Origin of the sequence: Hungatella hathewayi WAL-18680, from assembly GCF_000235505.1 — a bacterium.
Lineage (GTDB): Bacteria > Bacillota > Clostridia > Lachnospirales > Lachnospiraceae > Hungatella_A > Hungatella_A hathewayi_A.
In genome coordinates, this window is the sequence record NZ_JH379027.1 from 1,498,905 (window position 1) to 1,505,121 (window position 6,217).

Annotated in this window: 7 protein-coding genes; all 7 read left to right on the forward strand. The window is 43.9% G+C overall.

Features of this window, described 5'->3' with window-relative positions; translation table 11 throughout:
- Window positions 1-67 precede the first annotated feature (67 nt).
- The 7 genes from HMPREF9473_RS27240 (at window position 68) to HMPREF9473_RS06780 (ending at window position 6,051) form a co-directional block, all read left to right on the forward strand.
- Window positions 68-244: a hypothetical protein gene (locus HMPREF9473_RS27240; RefSeq protein WP_006779328.1), complete on the forward strand. Its 177-nt coding sequence runs from the start codon at window positions 68-70 to the stop codon at window positions 242-244.
- 197 nt (window positions 245-441) lie between these two features.
- Window positions 442-1,332 carry an MATE family efflux transporter gene (locus HMPREF9473_RS06760; RefSeq protein ID WP_006779329.1) on the forward strand — a complete coding sequence of 297 codons (891 nt, stop codon included), beginning with the start codon at window positions 442-444 and terminating at the stop codon, window positions 1,330-1,332.
- Window positions 1,214-1,972 carry an MATE family efflux transporter gene (locus HMPREF9473_RS26040; protein ID WP_242830830.1) on the forward strand — a complete coding sequence of 253 codons (759 nt, stop codon included), beginning with the start codon at window positions 1,214-1,216 and terminating at the stop codon, window positions 1,970-1,972. The genes HMPREF9473_RS06760 and HMPREF9473_RS26040 overlap by 119 nt, the downstream gene beginning before the upstream one ends.
- Window positions 1,959-2,672, forward strand: coding sequence for a sugar phosphate isomerase/epimerase family protein (locus tag HMPREF9473_RS06765; RefSeq protein ID WP_006779331.1), 714 nt, complete (start codon window positions 1,959-1,961; stop codon window positions 2,670-2,672). Before HMPREF9473_RS26040 ends, HMPREF9473_RS06765 begins: the two co-directional genes overlap by 14 nt.
- 43 nt (window positions 2,673-2,715) lie before the next feature.
- Window positions 2,716-3,660 carry an ABC transporter permease gene (locus HMPREF9473_RS06770; RefSeq protein ID WP_034858901.1) on the forward strand — a complete coding sequence of 315 codons (945 nt, stop codon included), beginning with the start codon at window positions 2,716-2,718 and terminating at the stop codon, window positions 3,658-3,660.
- Between the two features lie 11 nt (window positions 3,661-3,671).
- Complete coding sequence (locus tag HMPREF9473_RS06775) at window positions 3,672-4,523, forward strand: carbohydrate ABC transporter permease (protein ID WP_006779333.1); 852 nt, start codon at window positions 3,672-3,674, stop codon at window positions 4,521-4,523.
- A 19-nt stretch (window positions 4,524-4,542) separates the two neighbouring features.
- Complete coding sequence (locus tag HMPREF9473_RS06780) at window positions 4,543-6,051, forward strand: extracellular solute-binding protein (protein WP_006779334.1); 1,509 nt, start codon at window positions 4,543-4,545, stop codon at window positions 6,049-6,051.
- The last annotated feature ends 166 nt before the right edge of the window (window positions 6,052-6,217 follow it).

Below are 6,217 nucleotides of genomic sequence, written 5' to 3' on the forward strand. Positions count from 1 at the left end.
ATTTTTCCCATTAACGGGTATTGTATGAAGTGGATATTAACCATATCAAAAAGGAGGTTTTTGAAGCATGGGAGGACGCGAAATTGGGACGACAACGGTATGTCAATATCTGAATACCAAAAAAGAGGCAGTGCGTCTTAAGGATGTCGGAAACTGTTCCGGCAGATGCACCAAGCAGGTTTATACGGCTGCCAAAGAGAGAACGTCCATACATATGGTTTCCAGATTGAAAATGGAACAGTAAGTAAACAAAAAGAACATTTCCCAATCACTGTCATGGTGACTGGGAATTTTTTTATCATATAGAGAGCGAACTTTGTTATAAAAGCAGGTTGATTTTTGGGATAATGAGTTGATAATGTGGATTGTTTCCGCTTATGTATAACAGTATACTAAACACAAGCCGTGAGACATAAACGGATTAGCGGAAAGGAAACGGACATGGCTGAGACAATACAGCGTCATGACTATAAGCAGATGCTTAAGCTGGCCTTCCCGATATTTATTGAAATTATGCTGAGGACGCTAATGGGCAATATTGACCAGTTTATGCTGAGCCGGTATTCATCCACAGCGGTAGCCTCGGTGGGGAATGCAAACCAGGTTATGAATATGATGATTTTGGTGCTGAATGTGGTCTGTGTCGCATCCACCATCATCATCGCCCAGTATATCGGAGCTGGAAAAAGGGAAGAACTGTCACAGATTTATTCCATCTCGATTTTTTTAAACATTGGTTTCAGCCTGATTCTGAGCGTAGTAGTGTTGTTTAGCCGGCCGATTTTGGAACTGATGAGAGTCCCGGAGGAACTGAAGGAAGCGACACAAAGTTATTTTATGATTGTAGGCGCCGCATTTATTCTGCAGGGAATATCAATGTCATTTTCGGCAATTTTCAGAAGCAATGCACTGATGAAGGAGATTATGTCGATTTCTATTTTCTCTAACCTCTGTAATGTGTTTGGAAATTTGATTTTGATAAATGGAGCCGGTCCCATACCGGCACTGGGGGTCAGGGGCGCGGCGTTCTCCACGGTGGGAAGCCAGTTTATCAGTGTATGTCTGATTCTGTATTTGTACATCAAACGGGTGGGTGTCAAGATTAAAATTCAATATATTTTGAAAGGGAATGCAGGGAAAATAAAAAATACTGTTTCGCATCGGGATTCCGGCAGCGGGAGATTCTATTTCCTACAATGTCATGCAGTTAGTAATGCTTTCCTTTATCAACCGCTTTGGGGCGGCGGCATCCTCCACAAAAGCCTATGTGGGTATGATAGCGATTTTTGTCTATATGTGCAGTTCCGCTGTGGCGCAGGCGACGCAGATTAAAGTTGGATATGCCATAGGAGCTGGGCAGGAGGAACGGGCTAAAAGGCTGGTGATGAAAAGCGTAAGGACATCGCTGCTGCTATCCTGTACGTTTGCGGTTCTGCTGTATCTGGGAAGCAATACGGTGTTCTCGATTTTCACGCAGGACCCGGAGATTTTAAAACTTGCCAAATCGGTAATGAAGATTGATATGTTTCTGGAGGCCGGGAGAGCGGTAAACATGGTCATGGTAAGCTCACTTTTGGCTGCGGGGGATACCAAAACCCCGCTGGTATGTGGAATCCTCTCCATGTGGTGCCTGGCGATTCCAGCAGGATATCTGCTTGGTGTGGTGATGGAACTGGGAATTACCGGTGTCTGGATAGGCTTTGCCGCCGATGAGTGGTGTAGAGCCATTGCTTTCTTAATCAGGTGGAGAAGCAATGCATGGCAAAATAAAAAATCCGCTTTGCGGAATAAGATTTATAAAAGGGGAAAAACAATGAGACTGTCAACATCAATCAATTTAATGGACCCAGTATGCGGGGAGTACGGAAAAATATCAGCCGAGGAGTGTTTGAGAAGATGCCGTCAGTCTGGATTCCGTGTGATGGACTTTAACTTTTTTGTACCAGGAACGTCCAGGCATGCCCATGAATGAGGATAACTGGGAAACATGGCTTCACGATATCCGGAAGTATTCAGACTGGCTGGGATTGGAATTTTCACAGACCCATCCCAATTTTTTTGAGATGTTTAACCCGGATACATCCGGTTATGAGTGGAATCAGGAGAAGGTCAGAAGAGGAATTATCGGAAGTGGAATTTTGGGGGCGAAATGGGCGGTATTCCATATCGGTACCGTCTGCAGGGCGGATGGAAGCATTGATGATGAGGAATCATTGAAAGCAAATGTAGAGTACCTGCGCCCGCTCTTGAAGCTGGCTCATGAACATGGAGTAGGACTGGCATTTGAAAATCTGGGCGCCAATTCATTCGCCAGGATACCTGAGAATTTAATCCGTCTGGTAGATGAACTGGATGACGATGCGGCGGGTATCTGCTGGGACTTCGGCCATGCTAACATTATGAAGCTGAATCAGACTGAGAGTTTAAGAAAGATAGGAAAACGCTTAAAAGCAACTCACATTGCGGACAATCATGGGGAGATGGACGAGCATCTGCCGCCATTCTTTGGGAACATCAACTGGAAGGAAATGGTACATTGCTTAAGAGAAATCGAATATGAGGGCGATTTCACTTATGAGATTCAGAATATTACAAGAAATCTGCCGGATGAACATAGAGACACACTGATACGCTATTTTGTGGAACTTGGAGAGTATACACTTTCCTTGTAGCATGAAGAAAGGAGGCACTAACAAAGCGTGTCCGGCTGAGAAAATGGAGGATGAAAAAGGGATGGAGGATATTGTGATAGCAAAAAAGAAAGGGAGTTTTTTCAGGAAGGTATATAAGCAGAGACAGTTATTCCTGATTATGGCCATACCGCTGTTGTTCTATCTGCTGTTTGAATATGTGCCTATGCTGAAGGTTCGATGGGCATTTACCAATTTTGGAGAAGTTCCTGCCTCTCAGATTGAATATATTGGGTTAGATAATTTTAAGAGACTGCTGGGCTCAGCATCATTTATGAATGCGTTTAAGAATACCTTAATCATCAGTGCGATGAAACTGGTTGTTGGTTTCCCAATTCCCATTATCCTGGCACTGATGCTCAACGAGGTGACTTCAAGGCACTATAAGAAGGTGACCCAGACTATCATCTATTTTCCACATTTTCTTTCCTGGGTTGTAATCGGAAGTATTTGGTTTCTGATTCTGGCTCCGCAAAACAGTATCAATGCCCAGCTGGCAGAGATGATGGGGAAGCAGCCAGTGTATTGGTTTGCCAGCAAGGAGCATATCAGAGAACTGCTGGTATTGACCGATGTGTGGGCTGGAGCGGGGTATTCGGCCATCGTTTATCTGGCCTCCATGACTTCCATTGACCCGACGCTCTATGAGGCGGCCAAGATGGACGGTGCAGGAAAGCTGAAACAAATTTGGCACATCACACTGTCCATGATTAAACCAACCGTTGTGGTGATGCTGATTTTCCAGCTGGGAAAAATCCTCAATATCTTTGACCAGGTGTTGGTTATGGCATCCCCGGTAGTATATGAAACTGCGGATGTTGTCCAGACGTATGCGTACCGGACCGGAGTCTCTGAGATGAAGGTTGGATATGGCATGGCAGTCAGTGTCTTTAAAGCAATAATCAGCTTTGGCCTTGTAATGATTACAAATCATATAGCCAAAAAGATAGATGATGAAGGAATTTTCTAAGGAGGGTGCAGATGAAAACGAAGAGAATAACAGAGGAGAAGGTAGTAAAATTTGTATCCTATTTCGTGCTGACGGTTTTTACGCTGATTGTACTGATTCCGATTCTCTATATTTTCCAGCTGACATTTTCCACGTCTGCGGATGCAGGATTTAGAATATTCCCAAAGGGGTTTACCCTTCAGCATTATCAATATGTATTTGAAAATGATATGATTCAGAGGCCGTTCCTAAATTCTTTGATTGTGACGGCATGCAGTCTTGTGGTATCCATGGTTCTGACGGTGGGTATTGCCTATCCATTATCGAGAAAGGAATTGGCAGGGAGAAAGGTATTCAACTTTATCGTTATCCTCCCCATGCTTTTAAGTCTGGGCTTCCTGCCAAAATACCTGCTGGTAAAGGATTTGGGCCTGATGGATTCACTGTTGTCCTTGATTTTTCCGGCGGCGATGAATACCTTCAATATTATCATTATGAGAAACTTTTTGGAGACGATACCGGATTCCTTGATAGAAAGTGCCAGGATAGACGGGTGCAGTGAAATGAAGATTCTGCTGAAAATTGTACTGCCGCTGTCGACGGCGGCACTGGCCACAGTAGCGTTGTTCTACATGGTGGCATCTTGGAACAGCTATTTAGACGTGATTTTATATATCAATGACCCGCAGAAGCATACCTTACAGGTGGTGCTGAGAACACTGGTTATGGAAAACTCCATGGATTCGTCATCAGCGGATTTAGCATTATTGAAAAATGTACAGTACACCACAATCGTAGTTGCGCTGCTTCCGGTCATGATTGTATATCCGTTTTTACAGAAATACTTTGTAAAAGGGATTATGATTGGCTCGGTGAAAGGATAAAAAATTTAAGGAGGATATCATGAGAAAGAGAAGATTATGTGCATCAGTATTGGCGGTATCCATGCTGGTACTCACAGCATGCGGAGGAGCAAAAAGCGGAACCACCGGGGGAGAGGCCGGCAAAGAGACCACGGCGGAGGTTAAAGGGCAGACACAGGAAACCGTGGAGGCAATCACATTTTTAACAAAGGATTATTATATTATGCCCGAGATGGCAGATAAGCTCTCGGAACAGTTTAAAGAAAAAACAGGGAAGGAATTAAAGATTTCCCACGTTCCAAATAACAACTGGGAAGAGAAAATTACAGCTACCTTTGTCAGCGGAAGTATGCCGGACATTGCCCGCCTGCCAGCGGATATCTATCCCTTTGTGAAGCAGGATTTCCTGGTTCCACTGGATGAATATATTGAAGCCAATCCGGAGGTGAAGGCAGTTTTAGAAGCCAACCCTGAGGTAATCAAACCATATCAGTTCTTCGGAAAAACATACGGAATGTCTATTACAAACCAGAAATATATGGCGATGTGGGTGAGAACAGACTGGCTTGACAAACTGGGCATCACAATGCCGGTCAACATGGAAGAACTGGAGAACATGCTGGTGCTGTTCCGTGACAATGATTTAGATGGAAACGGCAAGAAAGATACCATACCGCTTACGCTGTCTGCGGTATTGAAGGACCAGGATATGTTTGCGGCCTCCTTCGGAACACGCAACGAAGTGTTTATGAAGGACGGAAAAGCGGTGGTTCCGTTTGTGACTGAGGATTATAAAAACTACATGGATTATATGAAGCATCTCTATACAGAAAAGCTGATTGATTTGGAGATGCCTACCAACACCAGCTACGGTGCCGTGAGAACAAAATTTATTAACAGCGAAGCTGGTTCTATCATCATGTGGGATGATATCTACGATACCTTAAAATTAGGTCTTGAAAAGGGCGGTATGACCGATGCATCCCTGGAATACATCATACCGTACAAAACAGATCATGGCGCCTTCGGTATGTCCTATTACGAGGCAGATTCCCCAATCGGAATCACCTCCCAGTGCAAGGATCCCAAGACTGTGTTTGATAGCTTCTTTACATGGTTTTTGACTGACCCGGATGCAATCATATCCACCAGCCGTGGAGTGGAAGGATATAGCTTTGACGTTGTGGACGGAGTCTGTATACCCAATATGGACAACAACGGTGTTGGATTCCGCGGACAGTCTTTCCCTCCGGTTAACACAGCCTTTGAGTATCCATTTACATTTGATGATATCACGGCAAAGGAATATGAAAGTATCACAAGTCTGGCTGATTTAGGAAAAAACCTGGGAGATTTAGTGGTAACGGAGATGCCGGAAAAAGAGTTTAGCAGTTACTATAATATCAAAGGAGATTTGACAGCAAAGGTTACGGAACTGTATCATAACTATGTGTTGGGAAATATAGAATATGAGGAATATTTAAACAGCTTTAACAAGTATGCGTCAGAAATCGGATTAGAGGAAATCATTGCAGAAATGAATAAATAAGACAGAACAGCCGGTGTATATACGCCGGCTTCTCTGGCCTTACAGGAGGATTGGGGATGCTTAAGGAACAGGTATACGAAACTGCGGAGGATGGAAGCTTTAAGTCAAGAGAATTCAAGGTAACTTCCTGGAAAGAGTTTGCTCCTTTTTTGAAATGGGAGGACCG

Excerpts from the sequence above, each read along its gene's own strand:
- HMPREF9473_RS27240 (WP_006779328.1), top strand. The coding sequence starts at position 68 with ATGGGAGGACGCGAAATTGGGACGACAACGGTATGTCAATATCTGAAT.
- HMPREF9473_RS06780 (WP_006779334.1), top strand. The coding sequence starts at position 4,543 with ATGAGAAAGAGAAGATTATGTGCATCAGTATTGGCGGTATCCATGCTG.
- HMPREF9473_RS06775 (WP_006779333.1), top strand. The coding sequence starts at position 3,672 with ATGAAAACGAAGAGAATAACAGAGGAGAAGGTAGTAAAATTTGTATCC.
- HMPREF9473_RS26040 (WP_242830830.1), top strand. The coding sequence starts at position 1,214 with ATGCTTTCCTTTATCAACCGCTTTGGGGCGGCGGCATCCTCCACAAAA.
- HMPREF9473_RS06765 (WP_006779331.1), top strand. The coding sequence starts at position 1,959 with ATGCCCATGAATGAGGATAACTGGGAAACATGGCTTCACGATATCCGG.
- HMPREF9473_RS06760 (WP_006779329.1), top strand. The coding sequence starts at position 442 with ATGGCTGAGACAATACAGCGTCATGACTATAAGCAGATGCTTAAGCTG.
- HMPREF9473_RS06770 (WP_034858901.1), top strand. The coding sequence starts at position 2,716 with ATGGAGGATGAAAAAGGGATGGAGGATATTGTGATAGCAAAAAAGAAA.